The sequence below is a fragment of the Niallia sp. FSL W8-0177 genome, from assembly GCF_038006285.1.
Taxonomy (GTDB): Bacteria; Bacillota; Bacilli; order Bacillales; family Cytobacillaceae; genus Niallia; species Niallia circulans_A.
On the sequence record NZ_JBBOUX010000001.1, the window covers coordinates 2744247 to 2769142 of the forward strand.

The window sequence follows — 24896 nt, forward strand, 5'->3', positions numbered from 1 at the left end:
GAAAGCCATTGACTAAAAAATTCTCTCTTCTATATTTAAATTAATAAGCAGGAATTTCGATTAAAAAAGCATAAGTATAGAAAATATAAATAAAAAAGGAATATATATAATCTATATCTAGTTCCTAATCACTAATGGTCCATTTTCTATTATACTAAAAACGGGAGGATTGACATTGAATTTAACTTATCTTAACCGAACCATTCGGTTTATCATAGTGATAGCAGCTACTATCCTATTATTTGTTAGCTTTTTTTATTTATCCAAAGTAACTTATCCTTTTATTATTGGATTTCTGATTGCTTTTTTAATGAATCCACTCGTTAATTTTCTACAATTTAAATGCAAATTACCAAGGGCTTTTGCTGTTGTTTTAAGTATTTTACTCATTTTATCCATTTTTGCTGGTTTGGTTTCTTTACTAATTGCTGAAATTGTAGCAGGAGCTGCCTATCTTGGAGAAGTCGTTCCCAAACATATAGACATCATTATTCGATACATAGAAGATTTGTTTGCAGCGCAAATTATTCCATTATATAATAAAATTTCTCAAACGTTCAATAATCTCGGTACAGGTCAACAAGATACCATTATGACAAATATAGATAAAGTGGGCGAACAAGTTGGAACGGTAATGGGAGATTTTTTACAATCTTTCTTTCTTAATATCCCTATTTTCCTGTCCTGGTTTCCAAATGCAGCAAGCGTCCTCATTTTTTCTCTCTTAGCCACTTTTTTTATCAGCAAGGACTGGGCGCGATTATCATTAAAATTTGGGAAGTTCTTTCCTTCCAAGTGGTTAAATAGCGGTAAAACAGTATTCTTTGAATTAAAAAAGGCTTTGTTTGGATTTTTAAAAGCCCAATTAACGCTTGTTTCTATTACGACAGTCATTATTTTAATTGGCTTGTTAATTCTTCGAGTGGATTATGCTATTACTATCGCACTGTTAACTGGAATTGTAGATATTATCCCCTATCTCGGTACAGGGTTAATCTTTGTTCCATGGATTATTTACGAAATTATTACAGGGCAGATTGTATTGGCGATTGGATTGTCCGTGCTATATATCATCGTTTTAGTTCAAAGACAAATCATGGAGCCAAAAATCCTTTCATCCAATATCGGACTTGATCCTTTAGCTACTTTAATTGCTTTGTTTGTTGGGTTTAAGCTTTTTGGTTTCATCGGTCTCATCATTGGTCCAGTTTCACTCGTTATCGTTACTTCCTTACATCGAGCTAAGGTTTTTCATGATATATGGAGGTTTATTAAAGGAGATAGTGAAATACCCAAATAAAAGTTACATAAAAAAAAGCTGGAACATTAGCATTCCAACCAAAATATATACCCGGACAATTATACGGAGAAGCTAATCCAAGTTTCGTATAATTGTTCGGTTTTTTATTCATTAAAAAAGAAGGTTTGTGGTAAGCAGCCGCAGACTGAATATTCTTCACTTCCATGGGACTACATCTAATCCGCTTTGTTTTCCCCCAGCTTTTGTAAACTTAGTATGTTATTCATTTAATATGGACCTCTAATAGCATTTTTGACCTTTTTCTCATAAAATGCTCTCAATCTCTGTAATTCCTCATTATTAAATGGTTTTTCCACTAATGCTTTTAAATTCTCATTGATTTGCTGACGATTTTTAAAACCAGGAATAACACAAGAAATACCTGGCTGATCCAATATCCAGCGTAACGCTGCCGCCGCCATTGATTGACGATTTTCTCCAATCCAAGCAAGATCCTCTGCTAATTCAACGCCTTTTTCAAATCCAAGTCCAGCAAATGTTTCTCCTACATTAAAAGCTTCCCCATTCTCATTAAATTTGCGATGATCATCTTCCGCAAAAGTATGCTCTTTTGTAAATTTTCCAGTAAGCAATCCGCTTGCCAAAGGAAGTCGCACAAGAATGCCAACACCCTTTCTCGCTGCTTCAGGAATCAATAACTCTAATGGCTTTTGGCGAAAAATATTAAAAATTATTTGCAGAGCCTTAACGTTAGGATTCTGCAAACATATAAGTCCTTCTTCCACTGTTTCGACACTTACTCCATAATGGCGAATTTTACCTTCCTCTTGTAAGTTATCAAGCACTTCAAAAACTCGGCCATCTTTTAAAATTTCTATTGGTGGACAATGGATTTGATATAAATCGATTGTTTCTCTATTTAATCGCTTCAAACTATTTTCACAGTACTGACGTATCCTTTCCTCCGAATAGTTCTCATTTGCGAAAATATCGCCACCCCGACAAAACTTAGTGGCTATATGAATTTGATTCTCTTTCCCCTTCGTTGCCTTAGCAAGAAGCTCTTCGCTATGTCCATCTCCATACACATCGGCCGTATCAAAAAAATTCACGCCTTTGTCCATCGCCATATGTAAGGATTTTAATGCCTCTGTATCATCAACCTTTCCCCATGAACCACCAATAGCCCATGTACCGAAACTGACTTCACTGGTTTTTAGACCGGTATCCCCTAAATTTCTGTAATTCATTTCCATTAGCACCTCCGCCAGCTATGATATTTTTGATTGAATGGCCACCATAAAAAAGAAGCAAGAATTTTCTCAAGTAAATTATCCTTTTTCCTCTATATAGATAACCCTATTCTATAGGAATTATATCAATTATATATAAGTTTGTATATTAAATAAACGAACTAACTTTATCAATCCCCTCTGTTTGGTTAATAGATAAACTGTAGTATAATTAATCAATTGGAAGAGAAAGACCTTTCTGAAAGTAATTATATTCATATGAATTTCAGAAATAGATAAGAGGGGATTGCGAAAAGGATGCATATTACTTGGAATCAGCAGTTAGTAAAAAAAGAAAATAAATCTCTTTGTTTAAATTTAATTAAGAACAATGCGCCTATTTCTCGGGCGGATATTGCCCAGCAGACAGGATTAACAAAAGGGACTGTTTCCTCCTTAGTATCAGAGCTTATTAATGAACAATTGATCTATGAATCAGGGCATGGTGAATCTAGTGGAGGAAGGCGACCTGTTATGCTTCTATTTAATGAGAAGGCCGGTTATTCCATTGGTATTGACTTAGGCGTTAACTATCTATTAGGAATTTTAACTGATTTGCAGGGGAATATCATATACCGTATAAATGAAAAATATGTTAATTTATCTTATGAAGATACACTACAAATAATAAAAAAGATTATTACTTTGTTAATAGACACTGCTCCTAACTCTGTTTATGGAGTAATTGGCATAGGGATTGGGGCACCAGGGATTACAAATATGGACGGTGACATTCTCTTCGCTCCAAACTTAGATTGGAATAATGTTTCACTAAAAAGCCATCTGGAAGAAGAATTCCATCTTCCTGTATTAGTTGAAAATGAAGCAAATGCCGGGGCCTATGGAGAAAAAAAATTCGGAGTAGGTCAGACCTATCAAAATTTAATCTATGTAAGTGCTGCTATTGGAATCGGCGCTGGAATTATCATTAATGGAGAACTGTATAAAGGAAACCTCGGATATTCTGGAGAAATCGGCCATATGATAATTCAAAAGGATGGATTAGAATGCCGCTGTGGCAATAAAGGCTGCTGGGAACTCTACGCTTCCGAACAATATTTACTCAACAAGGCTGTCGAATTAAAGCTAGGTATAAAAGGTCAGGTTTATTTGAATGATTTGATTGAGCTTGCCGACCAAGGAAATACGCAAGCTATCCATTTATTCAATGAAGTTGGCAATCATCTAGGTGCTGGAATTATTAATATTATTCATATCTTCAATCCAGAGCAAATCATAATCGGCAATCGACTTACCTTAGCTAAAAAATGGATAGAGCCACAAGTGAAAAAAATAATAGACAATTATACTTTGCCCTTTCACCAATCACAACTTGCTATCCATTTTTCTGATATTAATTTTGCTTCCTCTGCATTAGGTGCTGCTGCTTTTTCAACCGAGAATTTTTTAAAATTTATGCTTCATCCAGAATAATAATTTCTCTTTAGATTTAGATAAAGTTTAAATATATTAGGTTTTTACCACTTAAAGCAAACTAAAAACGTATAAACAATTAGCATCATAACGTCTTACGCCAGTTCTAATCAGCGTATTCCAAACCAATCCAACCATATGTAGGGTGAAAAAGTCCATCTGCTGCTAAGGAAGCCTTTGCATTTGTAGCAATTAATCCATTTGATTGAAGGGATTTCTCTACAAATGCCGCTTCATCTATTTTGTACCTTCGATAATCTTTTGAATCTTTATCTGATAAATTATCCAAACGGAATATAAAAAATACATTTAATCCCAACAAGGTGCTGCATGGTGAAATTTTCCGGGAAATATTATTTTTGATAACATGTTCTATCTTTTTTCCTATCTAAAAAATGATAGGTTTACCAAAGTGAATATTTAACTATTTATAGGATAATAGTGAGGATTCACCTCCACCCTAATACTAACGGGACTAAATACTCTATAAATCTACAATTCACTTAAGGATCAGTGGAAGATCTCATTTTGATTGCCCGTCACTAGCTAGAATAACTAATCCTTTCTTATCAGGGAGTATTTTTAAACACCTGAGTACGCCATAAATCCGCCATCAACTGGCACACTAATCCCTGTAACAAAACCACTTGTTTCTTCATTCACTAGCCATAATAATGTCCCCAATAAGTCCTCTGGTTTTCCTAATCTTTTTACTGGTGTATGGGCTAATATTTTCTTCGTCCGCTCTGTATAAGTCCCATCTGAATTTTTTAGCAGTCCTTCATTTTGTTTTGTTAAGAAAAAGCCTGGAGCAATTGCATTAACCCTAATTCCTGTTTCAGCCATATGAACAGCTAACCATTTTGTAAGATTCTCTATACCAGCTTTAGCTGCGCTGTAAGCAGGTACTTTCGTCATTGGACTTGGGGCGCTCATAGAGGATATATTTATAATGGTTCCACTTTTTCCAACCATTTGTTTTGAAAATATTTGAGTAGGAATTAAAGTACCGATTATATTCAAATTAAATACAAAGGAAAATCCCTCCATTGTTAAATCAAAAAAACTAGTAATTCCTTCTTTATCAAGATCTTCTAATCGCAGAATTTCTTCTGAAGTAATACCTTTTGGATGATTTCCTCCAGCCCCATTAATAAGAATGTCACAGTTTCCAAAAGTATCTAAGACTATTTTTTCCGCTTCCTTCACACTGTTTACATCAACAACATCACATGCTATAGCAATAGCCATGCCACCTTCGTTATTAATTTCCTCTGCTACCTTTTGCGCTTTTTCATATGTACGATTCAAAATGGCTACCTTTACTCCTTGTCTGCCTAACTCTTTCGCCATGCAGCCACAAAGTACGCCTCCACCTCCAGTAATAACTGCTACTTTTCCGGATAAATTCTTCATTAAGGGTAACATTTTGTCTTCCTCCTCATTTTTTCTCATAACCTCTAAACTACTTCTCTTTCCATCTATATGTGTCCTTCCAAATTAAAATTTCTTTTAAATGAAATGAAGAGATTATAAACTATTTTTTTATATAGAGTCATTTCTTAGTACTTCTCCTTTCATTTATGAACCTTGCAAAGGTGGTGCATCATATTTTTCACTTATATTGTTAGAAGGAGATTTTTTCAAAAAATTACGATCTATATGTTTAAGCAGCTCTCTAGAATTAAACACCATTATCCATGCAAGCAAACTAGCAATGAAAACAATTAAGAAATCATTAGTGATTACTGTTGCAACAGCAGTAAAAAAGAGAATCAATATATTACCTATTGTTTCTTTCCATTTTATGAATAGATAATACGCAGACAACTTTATTAAATCCCTTATTCGAAAAGTATATTTTGCATTAATTATTAACATATTTATACTAAGCATTGTCCAAATAAGCGTAAGTGCAAGCACAACAATAAAAATGATTTGATTAACTGGTGTTATGGTTATTTGAAGGTATTGTAAGTCGATGAATAAGACAAAGAATACAGCTAAGATTATTATCCACAGAAAAAATGTGCCTTTTAAATTCGATCGATATCCATAGAAAAAGTCAGTTGTTGGTGATAGCTCTTTCGTTCTTACTAATTTCTCCATCGAATAAAGCAGTCCAGATATAGCAGGTCCAGACGGTATTAAGGCAAGAGCATAGATGAGAATATTTGAAAACGATGGTGTTAATGTCATGAAGAAAAAAATAAAGATAAGATTTGTTACGACAAAATAGATATTCGTTAGTAAAACCCAATACACATAATTACAAAATGTATATAAAACTCCTTGCCCAAACTCTCTTTGCTGCTTCATCCTTGTCACCTTCTTTCAGAATATAATAATATTACCAGCAGTGTGTGTTTCTTTTTTCCCCACTGCTGGTTAGCCTCACATAACAGTACAGTTAGGACTAGTTTAGGTTAGTTCTTCTTACCCTTCATCAGGATGGCTAGGAATGAACTTATCCATTTTATTTATTTGTTATTTTTCTTGTATTCTTGATACGTCTGATTTGCTGTATCCACATATTGCTCTAATCCTTGACTTTGTAATTCTTTTACAAAAGCATCAAACTCACTTAAATCACGTGTTCCCAAAATGAATTTTAATGTATTTTGATTCGTATAGTCTTTTAAAGGTGTACTTTGTAATGTTGCTTTTTCTCTGTCTTCAATTGAATATGGAATTAACGGATCAGTTGGAATTGGCGTTTTTACTGCTTTCATATCATTTTGGAACTTAATCTCTTCTTCACTCATCATCGAATGAAGTAAATCGGTTGTTCCTCCATAGGAAAAAACTCCACCAGAGAATCCATAGTCAACCCGTAAATCCTTTGTTCCATTTGGATTTAATCCATTGTAATTAATATCTTCCATTAATTTTCTTACTCCATCTTCCCTCGTGAATGTTGTTCCTTCTACCCCCCATTTAGTGAATTCTTGTCCTTCATCACTGTAATATAACCAGTCAATAAACTGAAGAATTGCTTCAAAGTTTTCACTTTCTTTAATTTTGGAGGTAATCATTACACCATTTTCTAATCTAGACCCTGACATTAATTGACCAGCAGGACCGCCGGGAACCGTGATTTTGGAAATAGAATATTTCCCTTTTCCTAACGTTTTATCCATATCAACTCGATGCAAGTTGATTGTTTGAGAATTTCCATTTATAATAAATGATTTTCCTGTTACAAATTTCTGTACCGCTTGATCATCGCTTTGTGTAAAGCTCTCTTCATCTAACAGCCCTTCTTCTACTAATTTATGGAAGTAAGTGAGCATTTCTTTATAGTTATTGGTTGTTGCTGCATACACAAATTCATCAGCATCTTGATCATAAGATAATCCGTTTCCAAATCCCCAACCTGCTTTCGTTCCAAAACTTGTTGCAGCAATATTTAATGTACTGTTAAATGTAAAACGATCAGAGAAAGGAATAGAATCTGGATAGATTTCTTTTAATTTCTTCATTGCTGTATATAGTTCATCCCAAGTTGTTGGAATAGCAATATTATTTTCTTCAAAAATATCAGTTCTTACAATTAACGTATAATCTGGCCAAACCTCTTCATGTAAACCTGGCAGGACATAGAACTTCCCATCATTTTGTCGTAATGTATCTAATTCTGGACCCATATCCCATTTTTCAATTTTTTCTTTGAAGTGAGGCATTTTATCAATGTAATCGCTTACCGGAAGTGCCGCCCCTGATGCCACGAAGGCAGCTTCCTCTCCTGGATAGGTTTTTGGAATAACGATTGGGGCTTCTCCTGAACTAATTAACAAACTTCTCTTTTGCGTATAATCACTCAATGGTACAATTGTCGGCTTCAAGGTAACATTCGTAATTTCTTTTATCTTATCCCATAATAGCCAGTCTTTTTTATATGGATATGTCGGCTGATCCATATATAAAATAGATAAATCAAATGGCTCTGTTGCTTTAAAGGTGTCACCTGCGCTATATGATTCCATTGCCCCTTTTGTTGCTACTTCTACTTCCTTACTTGCTGAATCATTCTTTGAACAAGCAACAGCAATCATTACGAATACTATTAGACCTAGAAATAACCCAACCTTTTTCCAACTTTCTTTCATGGCATTTCCTCCCCTTATATATATAGGAAAAGCGTAAGTTGTTTCCTTAAAAGGCATATGGAATAATAACCTACGCTGAACTCCCTAACTCCAGCAGGTCCTATTTTGACTATTTAATAGAGCCTAGCATTACTCCAGAAACAAAATATTTCTGTACAAATGGATATACCGTTAATATTGGCAAAATTGTTAAGACCATTGTTACGGATTTAATATTAGCGGAAATTTGAGTTAAGTTATCAGCTGAAGTAGCACCTGCTGACATTCCACCTGTTGTTCCCGCAATCATATTCCGCAAATAAATCGTTACTGGAAATAATTCTTTTTTATCCATATAAATAAAAGCGCTGAACCAAGAGTTCCAATAAGCGACTGCGTAAAATAACACCATAGTGGCCATTACTGCTTTACTTAGCGGCAATACTATTTTTAGTAAAATGCCATATGTGCTTAAACCATCAATAGAGGCTGCCTCTTCTAATTCTTCTGGCATATTTTCAAAAAAGGATTTCATGATCAGCATATTATAAATACTAATTGCACCAGGAATGACAATAGCCCACATTGTATTGCCAAAGCCTAGTGAATTGATTAAAACATAATTGGGAATTAAGCCGCCATTAAAAAACATCGTAAATACAGCAAATACAGTTAAAAATCTTCGTCCTACTAATCTTCTTTTAGAAAGCGTATATGCAAACATTGTTGTTAAAAACATAGAAATGATTGTTCCTACCACTGTGTATACAACCGTATTTTTATAATTAATCCAAAACATGGTGTCAGAAAGTACCTTCTCATATGTGTCTACATTGAATCCTTTTGGTATTAAATTTACCTGTCCAGAATTGATATAGGACTCACTACTAAAGGATTGTGCAACTACATTAATAAATGGATATAACGTACAAAATATAATAATTAAGAGAATACAAACATTAAAGACTTTAAAAACTTTGTACTGTTTCGATTCTTTCATTAAATCTCCCTCCCTACCATAAACTTCTTTCTGTTAGTTTTCTTGATATGCTGTTCGCCGTTAATACAAGCACTAAGCCAATAATAGATTCAAATAATCCAATAGCTGCTGCATAGCTAAAATTATTGGATTCTAAACCAACACGATATAAATAAGTTGAAATAACATCAGAAGTTTCATAGGTTAATGGGTTATAAATTAATAAGATTTTTTCAAAGCCAATTGCAAGAAAGCTGCCAATATTCAAAATTAATAAGGTAACGATAGTTGGCAATATCCCTGGTATCGTAATATGAAGGGTTTGCTTCCATCTGTTCGCACCGTCAATTTTCGCTGCTTCATATAAGGAATCGTCAATCGTTGTTAATGCAGCTAAGTATAAAATGGCCCCCCAACCCATTCCTTGCCATACTTCGGAGGTAACATAAATAGTGCGGAACCATTCTGGACTTTGAATAAAGCTTATTTTTTCTCCGGTGAAAAATTCGACTATTCCATTAATGGAACCGTTTAGCGCTGTTAATTGCAAGATCATTCCAGCAATAATAACAATAGATAAGAAATGCGGTAGATAGGAAGCTGTTTGTACAAACTTCTTAAACTTTTTGGATTTCACTTCATTCAAAAGAAGAGCAAATATAATGGGCATAGGAAAACAAAATAACAAGGTAATTCCGCCCAAAATAAATGTGTTTTTAAATACATTCCAAAAAACTGGGTCATTAATAAACATATTAAAGTAATACAACCCAACCCATTGTTCACCATAAATTTTTCCACCTGGCATATATCTTCTAAAAGCAATAACATTTCCTAACATTGGACCATATTTAAAAATAATTAAATAAATAAGTGGTAAAACTAATAATGAATAAAGCTGCCAATCCTTTCTAATTGCTGTTAATGTTGTTTTAAATTTGCTTCTTTTTGCCTTCATTGTTTTATTTACATGTGAATGAACAACCTCTGTTTCCATAAGTACCCCCCTCTGTTTTTAATACTATCTGTAGCCTTTTGCTATATCGCAGCCGACTATTATAAAGCTTCATCTTTTTAGAAAATGAAGTAAACACATCAAAAATAAAGCGCTTACTTTTTAAAAAAACAGCAATAGCCTCTTATGAATAACTAATAGATGGCGCAAGCAATATTAATGATGATAATCTCGGTAGTGGAGTGATTAGTGAAATGAGAAAAGTAAACTGGTTGTATGAAGCAGGTTTTGTTAACTTATTTTAGCCATACTAGTATGGTAGATTAACTAAAAATATATTGCTATTTAAATAATCTGAAATAGTGGCTTTTCTTTTATGTAATGTACAGGAATGTGTGGAAAATCATTTGCTAGTATAGTGGTTAAGTATTCCATGCCAGGCTCTTCGCTAACTGCATGCCCAATCAAGATTAATGCTTTCTTTCTTCCTTGTTGAACGGCATCTCTGACATACTCAGGAGACTCCCATTCTGGTCCTTCTCCAGCTATAATTAGGTCTAAATTTTGATTTTGAAATAAAGGGATTACTACTTCGCCTCCTCCGCGATAACCTGCTAACAAGCCAATTCTTTGGCATTCCATGGATAACTCCCCCACCACTCTTACAAACGGGGCATCAAGCTTAACTTTCACGTATGTTGCAATATCAGCGACAGTTTTCTTTGGAGTGACAATAGTTGTTGCAATGGATTGATGCTTTTCAATATAATTCTCCCATTCCAGCTTTTGAATTAATCCCACCATAACGCCATCTGGATTGTAACGATGATAATAATCATGAAAGCGGAAAATATTAATAGCAGCATCTTCTATTAATTGGAGCTTAGTCATGTATACTGGATCTTTCTCATATAATTTTTTCCAATTCTCATGACTATAAAATGTTCCTTCATGACTAATAATCATATTTGCTCCAATCGATATCGCTTTCTCCAACACTTGTTGCGTCACCGTGAATGCGATTACAATTCTCTTCACCTCCGTATCGGCTGACCCTTTTATTAATACATCTGTTGTGGAATCAACCATTTTTGCTGGCTCCATTAACTTATCTATTACTTCTTGAATAGTTGTCATTCTATCTCTCCCATCAAGTTAATCCAATTATACCACGCTCAAGTTTGTTTATTCAATATACAAACTATATTTTTTGCAAATTTTAATATATTTTATAAACAATAAGTCATATACTTCCTCTTATTCAATAATCGCTTTATTCATGTTCTGCTTCTGTAGCCGCTGAAAAAGCAGAATGCTACTTGACATTAATATACATGCTGCGGAAATTCCACTAAAAAAAGGGAGAAGTCCAGGTATATATAATAATAGAAAAATATCTGCTGCTAACCCAAGCAAAATCAATAATGTAATATGGATATTTAGAATTCCTAGAAAAAAGGAGTATTTAAAGTAATCGATGAATCTTAACTGATAATGTACATAGACAGGAAAGAAGAATAAAAGAGTGATAGCATATAGGCATGTAATAAGTAGTAAAATACTTATGGAAACAATCCGCATAAATCCGTCTAAATGTAAGATTAGATAGTAATCTACATACAAGATAAGACCAGCCACTATAAATATGAACCCAAAAGTATTACTTTTGGTAAATTCGCTTTTATAGACAGATAGATATGTTTTCCAAATAGGAACTTCTGTTTCCTTCCGAAACCATTTACGGACAATGGTAAAAAGTGCAACTGTTGCAGGCATAAAACCAAATAGGAAAAGACCACTTGCAGTGAACATAATCCATAACAAATTAACAGAGGCCAGCTTCATTATCCATTCACAGATGATATATAATTTTCCCATTGGTTTTGTTGTCATACTATCCCCTCTTCTTTCTCTTTCCTTCTAGGCATTGTTTTCATTATTAGCGATGAAAACTTAAATATTTTGTTTCGGAGAACGTTCTGATTCTAAATCTAATCCGCCACCTGCACCTCGAAAGCCTAATGTAAAGCTTGAGAACGCGCCAATCTGAGAATGGTGCATATTAAAAAAAATTTTTGGACATCAGATGAACCCCTCTTTTATTATCCTTTTACAGATCCTGCTGCTAAACCTTCTACAATTTTATTACTTAATAGAATGAACGCGATTAAAATAGGAATAATGCTAATCATTAAGGTTGCTCCAATCGCTCCCCAATCTGTTAAATATTGACCTACAAAGTTATTTACACCAACCGTTAATGTCTTCCATTGATCAGAGCTAATGAACGTATTAACAAATACAAATTCATTCCAGTTATAAATCATATTTATAATAACAACTGTAGCCATAACAGGAGTCGTCATGGGCAATGTAATTTGAAAGAATATACGATGAATCGAACAACCATCCATTACAGCTGCCTCTTCTAATTCTCTTGGCAGTGCCTGATAGAATCCTAATAGAATCATGATAGTTAGCGGCAAATTAAACGCTGTATAGGATAAAAGAATAGAAATAGGATTATCAATCAGCTCCAAGTTATTAAAGAAACTAAATAAAGGGATTAACGTAGAATGTAATGGAATCATAATGCCCACCATGAACAAACCAAGAACAAGTTTGCTTAGCTTCCAGTGCATTCTTGTAATCGCAAAGGTAACAAAACTTGCTAGTATAACCGTCAATACTACTGCTACGACTGTAATCCATACACTATTAAAGAAATATAAGCTGATGTTCCCTTGGGTCCATACTTTTACATAGTTCCCCCATTGTGGGTCTTTCGGAAGAGCAAATGGAGATAAGCCGAAAACTTCTTGATTCGTTTTTAAGGAAAAGAAGAATAACCAAACGAGTGGGTATATTTGAAAAATGGCAATTACTCCAAGCACTAGATACAAAAGACCGTATCCAATCTTGCTTCCTAGAGATCCTTTCGTTTTAGGAGATGTGGATAATTCAGTTTTATTTTGTTTTTTCAGGATTACTTCACTCATGATTACCTCTCTCCTTAATACTGAGCATCTTCTTTTGATGCTGTTAATTTTTGTATAACCCATGTCATAACAAGACAAATGATTAATAAAGCAAAGCCAATGGCACTGCCGTAGCCAAAATCATATGTTTTGAATGCTTCTTTATACATATAAGAGGCCATTACTTCACTTGCTCCATTTGGTCCTCCACCAGTCATTACATAGATTAAATCAAAGTATTTTAAAGAACCTACAATGGCTAAAACAATAGTTACTTTTATTACTGGTGCAATTAATGGAATTTTAATTCTATAAGCAATCTGCAATGGGGTTGCCCCATCTATTTTAGCTGCCTCAATAATTTCATCCGCTACTCCTTTTAAAGCTGCATAATAAATAATGATGTAAAACCCTGCATATTGCCACACAATTGGAATGAAAATGGAGTATAGTACTAAATTGGGATCTGCAAGCCATAAGGGTGTATTTTCTACTCCAAACATGGTTAAAAGCTTGTTTAACATTCCATTTGTTGGATCAAAAATTTTCAACCATAGCTGTGCAATAGCTACAGATGATAATAACATCGGAATTAAATATATTTTGCGAAGTATTCCAGCTCCCTTAATCTTGCTTGCTAATATAAGTGAAATTACTAAATATGCAATAAGACTTATTGCAGAAAAAACGGCTAATAAAACGGAATGATACGTACTAGACCAGAACATTTTATCTTTCATAAGCTGTATATAATTATCTAGTCCAATAAAAGTCTTAGCCCCAATACCGTCCCAATCCATTAAGCCATAATATCCTGTTAATACAATAGGAATATAGATTAAAACTAAAATGAGCAACAGTGCAGGGAGCACATAAAGAGTGATTACCCATTTGTTTGACATTACGTTTTTCATTTTCTACTTTCCCTCCTTATTGATTGGGAGGAGCTTTGTTAAATGATATATAATTATTCACTAGTTATACATGTAACCAATATCATTGTTTAACAGAGCCTTCTCAAAAATCAATAATGTGTATATCTTCCTAATTATCTAAAGTGATTACCTTTTAAATAGTGGAATCCACCTTTTTTATCCGATAGATTCCACCTCATTGTTTATTATTCTTCTTCCGCTAAAGCTTGCTCTTGTTTGGCTGTAAATTCTTTTGGTGTTGCCTGACCGCCAAATAGTGATTGGATCATATCTAAGTGCACTTGTGCAACACTAGAACTCATTTGAACATCTGCATATAAAGTTAAATTAGAAGCATTTCCAAGATCATTTAAAATATCGATATACATTTGATCTAGTTCAATATTGGCAGTGTCTACAACTGTCGCTGGAATTACACCTGCATCCTTAACAGAGTTTTTGCCCCATTCTTTTACTAAATATGCGACAAATTCTTTCGCTTCGTCTTTTACCTTTGATTTTTCAGAAACAAATAGTCCAACACCAGGACCACCTACAAAACTGTTTATGTCTCCTTTTCCGCCTACATATGTTGGGAACTTAAAGTATCCTACTTTATCTTTAAATTCTTGTGTAACATCTGGGCTTGTTGTATAGTTTGGCAATTCCCAAGTCGCCATTAAATACATAGCTGCTTGCTCATTCATAAAGTACCCTTTTGCCTCATCATTGGAAAGACCATTAAACCCTTTGACAAATCCGCCCATATCCACTAATTTTTTTACTTCTTCGGCTGCTTGAACAAGTGCTGGATCTTCAAAGCTTCCAGTACGATTAATCGCATTCGTTAACACTTCAGGTCCACCAATTCTATCTGCAAGATACATATACCACATAGAACCAGTCCAACGGTCTTTATTACCTAAAGTAATTGGTGTAACACCGTTATCAGCTAACGTTTTTACAACATTTAAAAACTCATCATATGTTGCAGGAACTTCTAAATTATATTTCTCAAAGATTTCTTTATTGTAATAAACAGGTGTGATATTTAATTCAAGTGGAAGACCATATGTTTTCCCATCCATAGCAAATGCCTCTGTTGTACCTGCAACAAATTGGTCTTTAAAATTACTATCAATTACATCATCTAACGGAGCAAACATTTCCCCTTTAACGAACGGCTGCATATATCCTGCTGCCCATGTCACACCAATATCTGGTAGCTCATTTGAAGCTGATAATACTTTAATTTTATCTTTATATTGCTCGTTTCCAAGAATTTCTGTCTGAATTTTTACATCTGGGTGGTCTTTTTCATACTGTTTAATGATATCGTTTACAATAGTGAACTGTGCTTTTGAACTTCCCTCTGGCCAAAGATGCATGAATTTAATCACTGTTTTATCTCCATTTTTTGAAGCGCTTTCATTGTTAGAAGAGGTGGATGAAGAACATCCTGCTAAAACTAATACCAGCAATAAAGCAACAGATAGACATGCTGACAGTACTTTTCTATGAAACATTTAAACTACCCCCTATACTTTCCTTTTTAATTATTTCTTTGTTACAATCTAAAGTCTATCATTAATGATTTTTCTAAAAAAGGTAACAATGATTAGGAAAAGTTCTACTATTTTTAGAAAGCCCTTTCATTATTTTCGTTATTTATTTTTCGGTAACCGCTTGGTGTTATTCCTTCTAAATCTTTAAATATTTTAATAAAATATTTGGCCGTTTTGTATCCTGACTCTTCTGCAATATCCGCAATGGAAAGTTTTGTGGAGATAAGTAGATTTTTCGCATGCTGAATTCGTCTTCTGGTGATATATTCACTAAACGTTAACCGAATCTCTTCCTTAAACAGCACACTAAAATAACTTGGATTTAAATACACATGAGCGGCTACGTCACGTTGGGTTAATTCCTCATTTAAGTGACTATCAATATATTGTAAGGCTTTCTGGATTGGCTCTCTTACTGATTCTTTTGTTACTCTTGCATCAATCAGCTTATTATCAACTACTTTTGAGATAATATCATTTCTGTCTTTATCTCTATCAATCTTTAGGGCATCTTCGACAGCTTCTATTAATTTTTTTTTACTAATTGGCTTTAATAAATAATTAATAACGCCTAAGCGAAGAGCTTCTTGCGCATATTCAAATTCTGAATATGCAGAGATAACAATAACAACAGGGAGGTGTTTTTGGTCTCTGATTGTTTTCAACATTTTTATTCCAGTTATTTTAGGCATGCGAATATCTGTTAGAAGAATATTTATTTTTTGTTTTTGCATAATATCAATGGCCGATTCTGCATTTTCCGAAATTAAAATTTGATATTGACCGCTAGACCAGTTCTCCAGTACTTTTTTGATTCCTTCTCTCGATCTCGGCTCATCATCAACAATCAATATTGTTTTCGCATACATCTTACATACCCCCATCTTTTGGAATTTCAAAAGAAATGAATGTCCCTTTATTCTCTATACTTTCTATCATTAATCCCTTTTGCTGTCTTTCCTGATAATAGAGTGTAAGCCTTTTATATACATTAGAAATAGCCATTCCCTTACCTGTGGCTGAAGAAATTCCTTCCTTTTCCATCGATTCCTTAATCTTCTTTAATTTAGACTCGCTTATGCCAATTCCATCATCTCTAACAATTACCTTTATGTTGTTATCCATCTCTCCTTGTTGCACAATAACGTCAACAGTACATTGTCCTACCTTATTCTCAGCTCCGTGTAAGACAGCATTTTCTACTAATGGTTGTATTAAAAATTTGGGGATTTTCACTTCTTCAAACGCCTTTGGGAGTTGTATTTGCCACTTCAATAGTTCTCCAAATCGCATTTTCATTATTTCCATATAGTCTTCAATGTGGGCAATCTCCTCTTTTATGCGAACCCACTCATCCTCTGTAGATCGCGAAATGGTATAGCGAAATAAATTAGACATGGTAACAACTAGTTCGGCTAATTCTTCTTCGTCATTTTCCTCTAATGACCAATGGAGAGCATCTAATGTATTAAATAGAAAGTGAGGATTAATTTGTGCTTGCAAAGCTCTTAATTCACTACGGTTTCGAGTAATTTCTTTTTGATAAACCATTGTGATTAAATGGTTTGTTTCTTTTACGAGCTGATTGTATGTACTATTTAATTCATTAATTTCATTTACAGAGGGAATCTTTGGTGTCAGTGGCAAAGACCCTTCACTTGCAAATCTCATTGTGTTCGTTAAGCGGATAATCGGGCGAGTAATCATGTTAGAAAGAAAAAAAGAGCATACAAAGAAAATCATTAATCCAATTATGCCAGCAAGAAGAATGCTTGTGCGCACAACCGTTATGCCTTCCGTTAACGTATTATAGGGAGTTAAAATAAGGACAGTCCACCCTGTCATATACGAAGAATTTTTCGTAATCATGTAATCCCTTTCATTTATTGGTACTGTTTTTTTCTTGGTCTGTAAAATGAACTCACTTGATTGCTGATAATTAGTAATAATCGGTTTATTTAATTCATCTAAAAGAATAAAATACTGATCCGTTTTGTCTGTTAATGTTTGATTAGCAAATTGAAAATAATTAGCATAAATACTAAAGAGTAAATATCCTCCATTGGTAAAACTGCGATTAATTAAATTTACTCTCCTTATAGCAAGAAAATAATTGCTGTCATTCGGATCTTCTCCAATCCAAACTAGACTCCCCTTTGCTTGGTCCGCCTTTTCTACCCAATCAGCATGCAAATCTGTCATTATTTTTGCATCATCAAGTGGGAGTATTCGTTCCTGTTCCCTGGTAAATAATTGAAACGAAAAAATTCCATCAGAATTTGCTGTAACTGTATTAACAGTCCCCATTAATTCTTGTTTTTCATAAAAGGTCGCTTTCTTGTGTTCGTATTCCCTTGTTAACAGCTTTTGTACTTTATCATTCGTTGCCGCTAATTTTGAGGCCATATTTAATTGCTCATACAGGGTTTCAATTCTTCCACTTGCTTCCACTGCAACTTGCTGAATTTGTTTTTCTGCATTTTTTTCTAATAAAGTAGATACTTGATTAAATATCAATATACTCACAAATAAAAGTACGACTAGCATTACGGATAAAAATACAAATAAAATTTGATTTCGAAGTGTATTCCATTTCCTTAATAAGCTGAACATAGATTTTTATCGCCTTTCGCCCCATTTGCAACTTATTATACCAAAAATCCTATTTACTTTGTTTATTCATTATACAAATAAACATAATAATTATTCTGCTATCTAAAAAATCTTATCACTTATTTAACAAAAAAAGAGAGTCTGACTATTTTACTATTGTAAGAAAATCAGACTCTCCTTTTATGCTTATTTATATGAGTGAATAATGGTAACTCGATTTCTCTTTTGCAGCTTTCTTTGTATATTTCTTATGAATAAATTCTTTCCAATTCTTCTTGTTGGAGGAAATAGAATAAGGACACCTGCAATATCTGTTAAAAAGCCCGGAAACAGTAATAAAAGCCCGCCAATAAGAATACAAAAGCTATCTAATATAGCATCTCCTGGCATGATACCTTGATTTATTTGAACTTGAACATTACGAATCGCCTTTAACCCTTGTTTCTTTAGTAAAATACCGCCTAGAATTCCAGTGCCTATTGCAATAATTAAGGTTTCTGGTATACCAATTATGTTTCCAGCTATCAGAAAAATCACAAGTTCAATTAATGGTAATAACAGCAAGCTGATCATAAAATTTCTCAAATTGTCACCATCCTCCTTTTCATTTCCTTTCTTTTTATTATACCCTTTTTTGATCTGTGCTGATAGTTAGCTGCCTATTGTTTTCCCTGTTAATTAATGTTATAACACGTTGTTGCTTATGGCCTCTCCTTTGGATATTTAAGAACTGCAAAAGAAGAGTATCCATTGCCTAATGATTATTAGGTATGGATACTCTTCCAATTTTTATGCTTTATAGATTATAGTACGCTCGCATGTCCGCTATATACGTAGCCGCTACGAGAATCCACTGTAATATCTAAGCCATCCTTTAAGATGCTAGTTGCGTTTTCTACTCCTACAATAACAGGAATACCAATATTTAATCCTACAACCGCAGCATGACTTGTTAAGCCACCTTCTTCAACGATTAGGGCACTACATTTTTCTAACGCAGGTACCATATCACGATCTGTAGCATTTGTTACAAGAATAGAACCGAAATTAACTTTATCTAGGGCTTCTTTAGCACTAGTAGCAATTACAGCTTTACCAAAGGCTGTTTTGCGGCCAATTCCTTGTCCTTTAGCAAGCACATCGCCAATTACATGGATTTTCATGATGTTTGTTGTACCTGCTTCTCCAACTGGAAGTCCAGCAGTAATCACAACTAAATCACCATGTGTAACAATCGAGCTGTTAACACCTTCTTGAACTGCTACATCTAGCATTTCATCTGTTGATTCTGATTTTTGGCTAAGGCGTGGATATACTCCCCAAACTAGCGCTAATTGTCTTTGAATTTTTGCATCATATGTTACCGCAATAATTGGAGCTTCTGGACGATATTTAGAAATCATTCTTGCAGTATGACCACTACCAGTTGGTGTAATTACTGCTTTAACTTCTAAATTTAACGCTGTATGAGCAACAGATTGTCCGATAGAGTCTGTAATAGAATGCTCTGAATCTTTGCTGCGTTTTGAGAGGATTTCTTTATAGTTTAATGCCTCTTCTGCTCTTGCTGCAATATTATTCATAGTTTGTACAGCTTCCACAGGATATAATCCTGCTGCTGTTTCTCCAGAAAGCATAATAGCATCTGTTCCATCAAAAATTGCGTTTGCTACATCACTTGCTTCTGCACGAGTTGGACGTGGATTACGTTGCATAGAATCTAGCATTTGTGTTGCTGTAATAACTGGTTTTCCTAATGTGTTACATTTTTTAATGAGCATTTTTTGAACTAATGGTACTTCTTCAGCAGGAATTTCTACCCCTAAATCACCACGAGCAACCATTAGTCCATCAGAAACCTCAAGGATTTCATCAATATTATCTACACCTTCTTGGTTTTCGATTTTAGGTATGATATGGATATGAGAAGCATTATTATCCTCTAATAATTGCTTGATTTCTAGAACATCAGACGCACGACGAACGAAAGATGCTGCAATGAAGTCAATTCCTTGTTCAATACCAAAAAGGATGTCATTTGCATCTTTTTCCGTGATACCAGGAAGATTTACAGCAACACCAGGTACGTTAACACCTTTTTTATTCTTCAAAGTCCCTGAATTTAATATTTTTGTATGTATTTCTCCAGCAGCTTTGTCTATTTTCGTTACTTCAAGGCCGATTAAACCATCATCTAATAGAATTTTGCTACCTGGCTCCACATCATCAATTAAACCTTCGTAAGTAACAGAGAATTTCTCTGTAGTACCTTCTACTTCTGTCATAGATACGATAATATCATTGCCAGCAACTAGTTCAATAGAACCATCTTTCATGTTGTTTGTTCTAATTTCTGGACCTTTTGTATCTAAAAGAATCGCAATATTGTTACCAGTAATTTCAGCTGCTTCACGAATGTTTTTTATTCTTGCTCCATGCTCTTCAAAATCACCATGGGAAAAGTTAAGACGTGAAACATTCATTCCAGCTTCCATTAATTGCGTTAATTTTTCTACGCTTTCACTTGCAGGACCAATAGTACATACAATCTTCGTTTTACGCATTAATAATAACCTCCGATAAATATTAGTAAATAATAATAGCGAACTAAAACAGCATTTTAGGAATTTATGAATTATCTAATCATAAAATGCACTAGAAGATCATAAATTCCTGCTGTTTATTAAATGGATAATTCTTTTGATAAGTGATATAAATTATTATCAATCGTATGTTTACGTGCTAACGCTTCAATGATATCATAATCAACCAATTGATTTTTTTCGATACCAACAGCTCTTCCGCCTTTGCCTTCTACTAGAAGCTCAACTGCATATGCGCCTAGACGACTAGCTAATACACGGTCCTGGGCTGTAGGTGATCCACCACGCTGCATATGTCCTAACACAGACACACGAGTATCGAAATCTGTATTTTCTTCAATCAATTTACCGATTTCAACACCGCTGGCTACTCCTTCAGCTACGACAATAATACTATGTTTTTTACCGCGCTCTTGACCTTTTTTCAATCTGCCTACAATCTCCTCCAGATTAAAGCCTTCTTCTGGAATAAGAATTGTTTCAGCACCACCAGCTAAACCAGCCCATAATGCGATGTCACCAGCATTTCTTCCCATTACCTCAATGATGAATGTTCTCTCGTGAGATGTAGCAGTATCACGGATTTTGTCAATTGCATCAATAACTGTATTTAAAGCAGTATCGAAACCAATTGTGAATTCAGTGCCTGGAATATCATTGTCAATCGTTCCTGGAACTCCAACACAAGGGTATCCTTGTTCTGTAAGCGCCTTCGCGCCCATATAAGATCCATCTCCACCAATGACAACTAGTCCATCGATATTATGTTTCTTTAATTGCTCAATCCCTTTTTGTTGTCCTTCTTTTGTTTTAAACTCTTCACAACGTGCAGAGAAAAGGAAAGTTCCACCACGATGGATTATATCACCAACTGAACCAACTTCTAATTTTCTGAAGTTGCCACTAATTAGCCCAGCATAACCACCAACTACCCCATATACTTCCACACCATGAAATATCGCTTTACGAACTACTGCTCTTATAGCCGCGTTCATTCCTGGTGCGTCACCACCACTTGTTAATACACCAATTCTTTTAACTGTCAATTTCCTCACCTCATAATTTCATTAACAAATAAATTATGTAGCATAACATACATATACTATTATATAACAAATTACTTGTCTGTAACATTTTTCACAAAAATTACATATATAATCTATGTAATGCTAACTTTTGTAAATTAATCAAGAAATTGGCTTTTCTCTATTAATTTATCTTGCATTTATCCAATTATCCATTAAACAATTCTACCATATCATGAAGAATCGTGTATCTCAACTTAATATGAAAAAAAAATAAAAGACGGAATAATCAGCAAAATGCAAACGTTTTATACGACGTTATTTTTGTAGCTATTTCCCGTTATTACAAACTTTAAACATATTAACTAACAGTCAGAAAAGAAACATGATAAAAAATAGCGTTAATAGTTTTAAAATAATATGCATTTAATTACTGCTTCTATAAAATCTTCTGCAAAGTACATTTTTACCTTCTTACCGCATTTTCATACCTAATAAAAACCCCCATACTTATACGAAATATTTTTACTATCTCCGTATAAGTATGGGGGTTTTTGTCACTTGGAATATTTATTCCCAATCTCGTTTAAAAAAGGTTATCAATGATTTAAATAGGCACCCATATTTTTAAACTTAGCATAGCGATGATTCACAAGTTCTTCCTTTGTCATTTCTTTTAACTCTTTTAGAGATGTATATAATACTTCATCAATTTGTTCTGCTTGTTCTTTTATATTATGGTGTGCTCCACCTTTTACTTCCTTAATGATGGAATCAATAATGCTCAACTCTTTTAAGTCTGGTGCAGTAATTCTCATTTTTTCAGCTGCTTGTTTAGCCTGCCCAGCATCTTTCCATAAAATAGATGCTGCTCCTTCTGGTGTAATAACCGAGTATGTGGAGTTCTCTAGCATATGAATATGGTTACCAACGCCAAGTGCTAAAGCACCACCACTACCACCCTCTCCAATTACAATACAGACAATTGGGACTTCCATCGATGCCATTTCAAATAAATTTTTGGCAATAGCTTCACTTTGTCCTCTTTCCTCAGCAGCTTTACCAGGATATGCACCTTTTGTGTCAATAAAACAAATAATGGGACGATTGAACTTATCCGCTTGTTTCATTAGGCGCAGGGCTTTTCGATATCCTTCTGGGTGAGGCATTCCAAAATTTCTGCGAATATTTTCCTTCGTGTCCTTTCCTCTTTGATGGCCGACAATCGTTACTGGTAGTCCTTTGTATTTCGCAATTCCACCTACAATTGCCTCGTCATCTCCAAAGCCTCTATCTCCATGTAATTCGATAAAATCGGTAAACAAATGGGGAATATAGTCAAGGGTCGTTGGTCTATTTGGATGTCTAGCAATTTGAACTCGATCCCAAGGTTTCATATTATCATACACATCTTTTTCCAGTTTTTTTAAACGTATTTCTAATTTCTCAATTTCTGTACTTAAATCAACATTCGCATTTTCCGAGAAGTCTTTTAATTCTTGGATTTTATCTTTCAATTCATTAATTGGTTTATCAAAATCTAATCCTACCATTCTAATTCACCACCAGTTTGATGCATTTCAAGCACTAGGCTAAGTTTTTCTTTTAATTCTAATCTAGGTATTACCGCATCTAATTGACCGTGCTTTAGTAAAAACTCTGCCGTTTGGAAGTCCTCCGGAAGCTCTTCTCCTATTGTTTGTTCAATAATACGACGTCCCGCAAAACCAATTAATGCACCTGGTTCCGCAAAATTATAATCGCCAAGTGAGGCAAAGCTTGCAGAAACGCCTCCTGTTGTTGGGTGGGTCATAATGGTAATATATAAACCGCCATTATCGCTAAATCGTTTTAATGCTATACTTGTTTTCGCCATTTGCATAAGACTTAGCACGCCTTCTTGCATTCTTGCTCCACCAGAAGCCGTAAAAATTATAAAGGGTAGCGAAAGCTCGTCAGCCTTTTCAACAGCGAGAGTAATTTTTTCTCCAACTACTGAACCCATACTCCCCATCCGGAAAGAAGAATCCATTACAGCTATTACTACTTTTTTGCCATTTATTTCTCCTGTTCCTGTAACAACAGCTTCATTCATATTTGTTTTTTTTATATCACCGGCAATTTTATCTTCATAACCAGGAAATTGCAAAGGATTTCCGGTTCTCATTTCTGCATTTAGCTCAACAAAAGTTGCTTCATCTAAGATGCAGTTCATTCTTTCATAAGCTTTCATGGGCAGATGATACCCACAATTTAGACAAACCTTATGATTCTTCTGTAATTCACGTGTATACATTATTTTCTTACAATTAGAACATTTTGTCATAATCCCTTCAGGAACTTCATTTTTTGATAATTCTGAAGGTAATGTTGCATATTTTAGTTTTTTTGATTTCGAAAATATTCCCTTAATCAATATGGAAACCTCCCCATAAGTAACAATTTAGATTTGAATCGGATTCCTATCATTTCCAAGCACCAATAATCAGTTGAAATTATTGTAATTACTAAATACACTCCATAATTGCATTTGATTCTTTTGTTTTAATGAATCTAAAAGAAGGAGGTAATCCTCCCTCTTCCATTCTTTCGCAGGAATTGTTAGTGAATGATAATAGTCATTTAAAATAGTCCATAAACGATGGACCAAGAAATTATCAGCTATTTTAATGATTTGAAAGAAAAACTCACTTTCTGATATTTCTCGTTCATTTACCAACTGTTTTAAATGTGCCAATTCATCTTCTGTAATTTTTTCCATGGCAATATATAGAGCATTTAATTGAATATAATTCTTAGTTTCCAAAACGTCTTGTTTTGCTTTATCATTCTGCAATATAAAAGTACTGATCAATTCTACTAATTTATGACCTTGAAAATCACGAAGAAAGGTTCCTTCCCCTTTTCTTGTTTCAATCAGTCCAAGCAGCTCTAATGCCCTCAGAGCTTCTCTAATGGATGATCTGCCTGCGTGTAGGGTATCACTTAATACTCGTTCAGAGGGAAGCTTGTCCCCTGGTTTCAGGCCGTTTTGATTAATCATTTCTCGTAAATGATTCACGATATCCACATATAATTTGGATTCCTTTGAAGATGATTCATTCACCTTATGTCATCACTCACTTCTTTCTTGCCTTTTTTTTGGCAATGTTATTAGAAAATAAATAAAGTATAAGTACAAAAAATCCA

At 34.2% G+C, this 24896-nt stretch carries 22 protein-coding genes; 2 read left to right on the top strand and 20 right to left on the bottom strand.

Going from position 1 to position 24896, the window contains the following annotated elements; all coding sequences use genetic code 11:
• Positions 1 to 175 precede the first annotated feature (175 nt).
• Entirely contained in the window at positions 176 to 1300 is a 1125-nt protein-coding gene (ytvI, locus tag NST77_RS13560; RefSeq protein ID WP_095331420.1) for a sporulation integral membrane protein YtvI, read from the top strand.
• Positions 1301 to 1527: 227 nt separating this feature from the next.
• On the opposite strand, the gene NST77_RS13565 is transcribed toward ytvI, so the two are convergent.
• Entirely contained in the window at positions 1528 to 2511 is a 984-nt protein-coding gene (locus NST77_RS13565; RefSeq protein WP_163188287.1) for an aldo/keto reductase, read from the bottom strand.
• Between the two features lie 300 nt (positions 2512 to 2811).
• Between NST77_RS13565 and NST77_RS13570 the strand changes: the two genes are divergently transcribed.
• On the top strand, positions 2812 to 3987 hold the full coding sequence (locus tag NST77_RS13570) for an ROK family transcriptional regulator (RefSeq protein ID WP_123258077.1): 1176 nt from the start codon (positions 2812 to 2814) through the stop codon (positions 3985 to 3987).
• Positions 3988 to 4093: 106 nt separating this feature from the next.
• Here NST77_RS13570 and NST77_RS13575 read toward each other — a convergent pair whose 3' ends face one another.
• The 19 genes from NST77_RS13575 to NST77_RS13665 form a co-directional block, all read right to left on the bottom strand.
• Entirely contained in the window at positions 4094 to 4309 is a 216-nt protein-coding gene (locus tag NST77_RS13575) for a hypothetical protein (RefSeq protein WP_341123080.1), read from the bottom strand.
• A gap of 260 nt (positions 4310 to 4569) precedes the next feature.
• Positions 4570 to 5415: an SDR family oxidoreductase gene (locus NST77_RS13580; protein ID WP_095332345.1), complete on the bottom strand. Its 846-nt coding sequence runs from the start codon at positions 5413 to 5415 to the stop codon at positions 4570 to 4572.
• A gap of 153 nt (positions 5416 to 5568) precedes the next feature.
• Entirely contained in the window at positions 5569 to 6306 is a 738-nt protein-coding gene (locus tag NST77_RS13585; protein ID WP_123258079.1) for a YesL family protein, read from the bottom strand.
• A 161-nt stretch (positions 6307 to 6467) separates the two neighbouring features.
• Positions 6468 to 8096 (bottom strand): ABC transporter substrate-binding protein, encoded by a 1629-nt coding sequence (locus NST77_RS13590; protein ID WP_095332349.1) that lies wholly within the window; start codon positions 8094 to 8096, stop codon positions 6468 to 6470.
• 109 nt (positions 8097 to 8205) lie between these two features.
• A complete protein-coding gene (locus NST77_RS13595) occupies positions 8206 to 9075 on the bottom strand; it encodes a carbohydrate ABC transporter permease (protein WP_341123081.1) in 870 nt (289 codons plus the stop codon).
• A 13-nt stretch (positions 9076 to 9088) separates the two neighbouring features.
• Positions 9089 to 10051 (bottom strand): ABC transporter permease, encoded by a 963-nt coding sequence (locus NST77_RS13600; protein WP_095332353.1) that lies wholly within the window; start codon positions 10049 to 10051, stop codon positions 9089 to 9091.
• A 303-nt stretch (positions 10052 to 10354) separates the two neighbouring features.
• Positions 10355 to 11146 (bottom strand): Nif3-like dinuclear metal center hexameric protein, encoded by a 792-nt coding sequence (locus tag NST77_RS13605; RefSeq protein ID WP_303984466.1) that lies wholly within the window; start codon positions 11144 to 11146, stop codon positions 10355 to 10357.
• Positions 11147 to 11266: 120 nt separating this feature from the next.
• Positions 11267 to 11902 (bottom strand): YesL family protein, encoded by a 636-nt coding sequence (locus NST77_RS13610; RefSeq protein ID WP_095332356.1) that lies wholly within the window; start codon positions 11900 to 11902, stop codon positions 11267 to 11269.
• Positions 11903 to 12111: 209 nt separating this feature from the next.
• Positions 12112 to 13008, bottom strand: a complete 897-nt coding sequence (locus NST77_RS13615) for a carbohydrate ABC transporter permease (RefSeq protein ID WP_171509848.1) — start codon at positions 13006 to 13008, stop codon at positions 12112 to 12114.
• A 14-nt stretch (positions 13009 to 13022) separates the two neighbouring features.
• Positions 13023 to 13901 (bottom strand): carbohydrate ABC transporter permease, encoded by an 879-nt coding sequence (locus NST77_RS13620; protein ID WP_095332358.1) that lies wholly within the window; start codon positions 13899 to 13901, stop codon positions 13023 to 13025.
• Between the two features lie 206 nt (positions 13902 to 14107).
• A complete protein-coding gene (locus tag NST77_RS13625; protein ID WP_095332359.1) occupies positions 14108 to 15427 on the bottom strand; it encodes an extracellular solute-binding protein in 1320 nt (439 codons plus the stop codon).
• Between the two features lie 113 nt (positions 15428 to 15540).
• Entirely contained in the window at positions 15541 to 16335 is a 795-nt protein-coding gene (locus NST77_RS13630; protein ID WP_095332361.1) for a response regulator transcription factor, read from the bottom strand.
• Position 16336: 1 nt separating this feature from the next.
• Positions 16337 to 18079 carry a cache domain-containing sensor histidine kinase gene (locus NST77_RS13635; protein WP_095332362.1) on the bottom strand — a complete coding sequence of 581 codons (1743 nt, stop codon included), beginning with the start codon at positions 18077 to 18079 and terminating at the stop codon, positions 16337 to 16339.
• 186 nt (positions 18080 to 18265) lie between these two features.
• Positions 18266 to 18664 (bottom strand): FxsA family protein, encoded by a 399-nt coding sequence (locus NST77_RS13640; RefSeq protein ID WP_095332364.1) that lies wholly within the window; start codon positions 18662 to 18664, stop codon positions 18266 to 18268.
• Between the two features lie 218 nt (positions 18665 to 18882).
• Positions 18883 to 20643: a pyruvate kinase gene (gene pyk / locus NST77_RS13645; RefSeq protein WP_095332365.1), complete on the bottom strand. Its 1761-nt coding sequence runs from the start codon at positions 20641 to 20643 to the stop codon at positions 18883 to 18885.
• Positions 20644 to 20762: 119 nt separating this feature from the next.
• On the bottom strand, positions 20763 to 21728 hold the full coding sequence (gene pfkA, locus NST77_RS13650; protein ID WP_217275753.1) for a 6-phosphofructokinase: 966 nt from the start codon (positions 21726 to 21728) through the stop codon (positions 20763 to 20765).
• A gap of 578 nt (positions 21729 to 22306) precedes the next feature.
• Positions 22307 to 23260: an acetyl-CoA carboxylase carboxyl transferase subunit alpha gene (gene accA, locus NST77_RS13655; RefSeq protein ID WP_095332367.1), complete on the bottom strand. Its 954-nt coding sequence runs from the start codon at positions 23258 to 23260 to the stop codon at positions 22307 to 22309.
• A complete protein-coding gene (gene accD / locus NST77_RS13660) occupies positions 23254 to 24123 on the bottom strand; it encodes an acetyl-CoA carboxylase, carboxyltransferase subunit beta (RefSeq protein ID WP_095332369.1) in 870 nt (289 codons plus the stop codon). Before accD ends, accA begins: the two co-directional genes overlap by 7 nt.
• Before the next feature lie 69 nt (positions 24124 to 24192).
• A complete protein-coding gene (locus NST77_RS13665) occupies positions 24193 to 24813 on the bottom strand; it encodes a FadR/GntR family transcriptional regulator (RefSeq protein ID WP_095332370.1) in 621 nt (206 codons plus the stop codon).
• Between the last annotated feature and the right edge of the window lie 83 nt (positions 24814 to 24896).

Bases quoted from the DNA above. Each gene is read 5' to 3' on its own strand.
- NST77_RS13630 (WP_095332361.1), bottom strand. From the start codon at position 16,335: ATGTATGCGAAAACAATATTGATTGTTGATGATGAGCCGAGATCGAGA.
- NST77_RS13580 (WP_095332345.1), bottom strand. From the start codon at position 5,415: ATGTTACCCTTAATGAAGAATTTATCCGGAAAAGTAGCAGTTATTACT.
- NST77_RS13570 (WP_123258077.1), top strand. From the start codon at position 2,812: ATGCATATTACTTGGAATCAGCAGTTAGTAAAAAAAGAAAATAAATCT.
- NST77_RS13635 (WP_095332362.1), bottom strand. From the start codon at position 18,079: ATGTTCAGCTTATTAAGGAAATGGAATACACTTCGAAATCAAATTTTA.
- NST77_RS13565 (WP_163188287.1), bottom strand. From the start codon at position 2,511: ATGAATTACAGAAATTTAGGGGATACCGGTCTAAAAACCAGTGAAGTC.
- NST77_RS13605 (WP_303984466.1), bottom strand. From the start codon at position 11,146: ATGACAACTATTCAAGAAGTAATAGATAAGTTAATGGAGCCAGCAAAA.
- NST77_RS13600 (WP_095332353.1), bottom strand. From the start codon at position 10,051: ATGGAAACAGAGGTTGTTCATTCACATGTAAATAAAACAATGAAGGCA.
- pyk (WP_095332365.1), bottom strand. From the start codon at position 20,643: ATGCGTAAAACGAAGATTGTATGTACTATTGGTCCTGCAAGTGAAAGC.
- NST77_RS13610 (WP_095332356.1), bottom strand. From the start codon at position 11,902: ATGACAACAAAACCAATGGGAAAATTATATATCATCTGTGAATGGATA.
- NST77_RS13590 (WP_095332349.1), bottom strand. From the start codon at position 8,096: ATGAAAGAAAGTTGGAAAAAGGTTGGGTTATTTCTAGGTCTAATAGTA.
- NST77_RS13615 (WP_171509848.1), bottom strand. From the start codon at position 13,008: ATGAGTGAAGTAATCCTGAAAAAACAAAATAAAACTGAATTATCCACA.
- accA (WP_095332367.1), bottom strand. From the start codon at position 23,260: ATGGTAGGATTAGATTTTGATAAACCAATTAATGAATTGAAAGATAAA.
- NST77_RS13625 (WP_095332359.1), bottom strand. From the start codon at position 15,427: ATGTTTCATAGAAAAGTACTGTCAGCATGTCTATCTGTTGCTTTATTG.
- NST77_RS13585 (WP_123258079.1), bottom strand. From the start codon at position 6,306: ATGAAGCAGCAAAGAGAGTTTGGGCAAGGAGTTTTATATACATTTTGT.
- NST77_RS13620 (WP_095332358.1), bottom strand. From the start codon at position 13,901: ATGAAAAACGTAATGTCAAACAAATGGGTAATCACTCTTTATGTGCTC.
- NST77_RS13595 (WP_341123081.1), bottom strand. From the start codon at position 9,075: ATGAAAGAATCGAAACAGTACAAAGTTTTTAAAGTCTTTAATGTTTGT.